Origin of the sequence: Nitrososphaera sp. AFS (assembly GCF_009898475.1) — an archaeon.
In the GTDB taxonomy this organism is placed as follows: domain Archaea; phylum Thermoproteota; class Nitrososphaeria; order Nitrososphaerales; family Nitrososphaeraceae; genus Nitrosopolaris.
Genome location: NZ_QURE01000144.1, coordinates 1 through 2832 on the forward strand (window position 1 = coordinate 1; position 2832 = coordinate 2832).

Annotated in this window: 2 protein-coding genes; one reads left to right on the plus strand and one right to left on the minus strand. The window is 38.2% G+C overall.

Annotated elements, in window-relative coordinates; translation table 11 throughout:
• Positions 1–228: 228 nt before the first annotated feature.
• Positions 229–1161, minus strand: a complete 933-nt coding sequence (locus DYY65_RS11690; RefSeq protein ID WP_162478133.1) for a transcription initiation factor IIB — start codon at positions 1159–1161, stop codon at positions 229–231.
• Positions 1162–1550: 389 nt separating this feature from the next.
• Between DYY65_RS11690 and DYY65_RS11695 the strand changes: the two genes are divergently transcribed.
• A complete protein-coding gene (locus DYY65_RS11695) occupies positions 1551–1802 on the plus strand; it encodes a TRAM domain-containing protein (RefSeq protein ID WP_162478134.1) in 252 nt (83 codons plus the stop codon).
• The last annotated feature ends 1030 nt before the right edge of the window (positions 1803–2832 follow it).

Here is a 2832-nt window from a genome sequence, read left to right on the forward strand (position 1 = left end):
TCTATATCAGTCAAGAAAAGCATTCTGATTGACTAATTGGAGGAATCAAGGATCATTTGTCTATCCTACTACTGTTTGCGAGCATTTGTATTTCAAGGCCACATTAACACAGATCTATTAATAATGCTTACAATTGAAATAGGCAACATTGTATACATCAATCCAAATCGATAACATGCAGCTTCTCATGAGCGATTCAAAGGATCGCATTTACTCGAAATTAGATCCTTATCTTTGGCGATAGGTAGCATCGCACCAATTCGGATCTAGCTGGGTTTTTAGATATTTAGAAATATTTCTAATCGTGACTTCTGTCACTCCTGCAGTTTGTGCAAAAACGGCTTGTCCTATACTATCATATCCATTAATCAAGCAAGACTGATACAGAATTGTGGCGGCAAGTCCCATAGGATTCTTTCCAGCTGAAAACGTATTTTTAGTTGCAGCATTCATGATAGCTACCGCATCATGTTTTATCTTCCCGCTTAAATTCAACTGATTGGCTATTCTAGTGATGCATTTCAACGGATCGACAATTGGAATATTAATATCAAGATCAAATATGATATCCCTGTACTCCCTTGAAACAGCTCTTCTTTTGACGTTACTAATTAAACATATCTCCTTGAGTGTTCGAGGAATTCCTTGTTGTCTACACGCCAAGTAGAGAGCAGCGGCTATCACTATCCTTGTTTCTCTTCCTCGTACTAACCCGCTGTTCCGGGCTTTCCTGTATATATAAGCAGTTTTCTCAATTATTGAGCTTGGTAGCCCAAGTTTGTCCTTCAGTATATCAAGTTGATCAAATGCAAGACGAAGGTTTCCGTTAACGCTAGCCTGGCTTCTAAGATCCCATGTTCTCAATCTTTTCATTAACGAAAGTGCGGATGAATCCAACACATTTCCACTAGCGTCTTTACGGCCTTTCCCCATCGTGGTGTACAATCCCATGTCATGACGGGCTAAAGAGGTAGGCGCTCCAGTTCTCTTTCTATTTTTTGATATTTCATTGTCCATAAAATTACGCCATTCTTGCTTGGTATCTTGAATATTGTTAGAGAGAACTAGGCCACATTCACTGCAGATCATTTCACCGGCATCCAGGTCTGTAATGATGCGATTCTCTGCTTTACAGATAGAACACACAATTGGATTTTGCATTATCGTAATGAGATGTAAAGTTAATCTATAATGTCCATAACTTTACTCAGGTATATAATCTGTGCATTCTCCACTACGGTGTATGCATAGAATTTCTACTGATCTAATTGAATAGTTGAGTCATTGACCTCACCTACTTATTATTTTGAAGCATGATGGCTAATAGCTCCGGGGTGATAACTCTGTTCTCGGTTTTCTATATCTTAAAATGGCCGGCCTGCTTTTTCCCCGTCGATTTCTTAGCTGATATCAAGCCACTTTCTTTCAGAGAGCTTGGAATCGATTGTCCTGCTGGAAGAAGGCACTCATTCTCATATTCCTTAGTCTCGTATTGGGAGACTCCTGATATAGCCAGTTTATATTGGGGAGATTATTAATCAGTTATACGAATGAGCTACGGAAGAGGTTATGGTCGCGGAGGTAGAGACTTTAATAGAGGCTTTGCTCCAAAACCAGTAGAAATAGGTAAGGATTATGACGTAGACGTAACAGAAATCAGTAGACAGGGAGACGGTATTGCAAGAGTACAAGGTTTTGTAATTTTTGTCAAAAACGGCAAAGTTGGACAGAAAGTCAAGATTCATGTCAATCAGGTAGGAGACAGATTCGCTACAGCTACAACTGTAGAACCGCCTACATAATAATATCCTCCACAAAGTATGAGTGTGACTTAAATTTACAGTAGTCACCAAATGCTAATTTCATCGATGGTTCAAACAAATAAGCAGGTTTGTTGATTCAAAACCGGTATTGTATACCGTACGCACGGTATTGTTCGCACGTGTGCGTACTGTATGCGATTATTTCGTATGATGTGACTAGGAGTGAATGATACCCAACTCTCTATCTATTAGATGTAAAACGTCCAAAACTTGGTGGTTTAAATAGGGTTAAAGCACAACAATCTGGGGTATGAGAAAAAGAAATTATTCATCAGGATTTGGCTCTAGATGCGAATGTGTATGCCATGGAAGAACAGCCACTAATGATTACTGTGGTTATTGCTCTACCTCACATAGAAGAAATGGGTGAGCTTAGCCTTATTTCAAAATTACTGAGTAACAAATTGGTAGAGATGAAGAGTTAATAGGATATGATACGTCTCATTTTCTGAAACAGTTTCAATGCGATTATTACGCTATACACTATTTGCTGTAAAGACAGCATTACTAAGTGTTTACGTATCTGAAACTATCTATAACAGATAGTGAGAAATGAGAAATAAGACTACGCAACTTAGATAAAAGATTTTGAAAAATGTATACTTATCTAGGTAAGATTAGTGACGTAAATGTACAAAATAGTAAACCTAGTACTGGTCCACACAGCGCCAAATTGAATTGTTGTCACTAGATTTGAATGGTTACAATGGGTTCCCACAAACATGTATTACGATGCTTGATGGAATGAGAACTCTTAGGTGGCTAGGCCTGTCAAAGGCAGCTAGTGATACAACCATTCAACTAACATAACAAGCTTAGCTCAAGTGTCTGGACTACCAGCCAGCCAGCTAAATCTATGAATTGTTTGTTTGCTCTAGATTCATAATGAAAATAAATAATATACAAGATAAGATTTGCTGGGTCATATTTGACATCAGCACATAAGCTCGCTCATAAGGGAAAAAATGCGTAAGGGTAATTTACCAGATAGATTTTCTAGGGCTAAAGA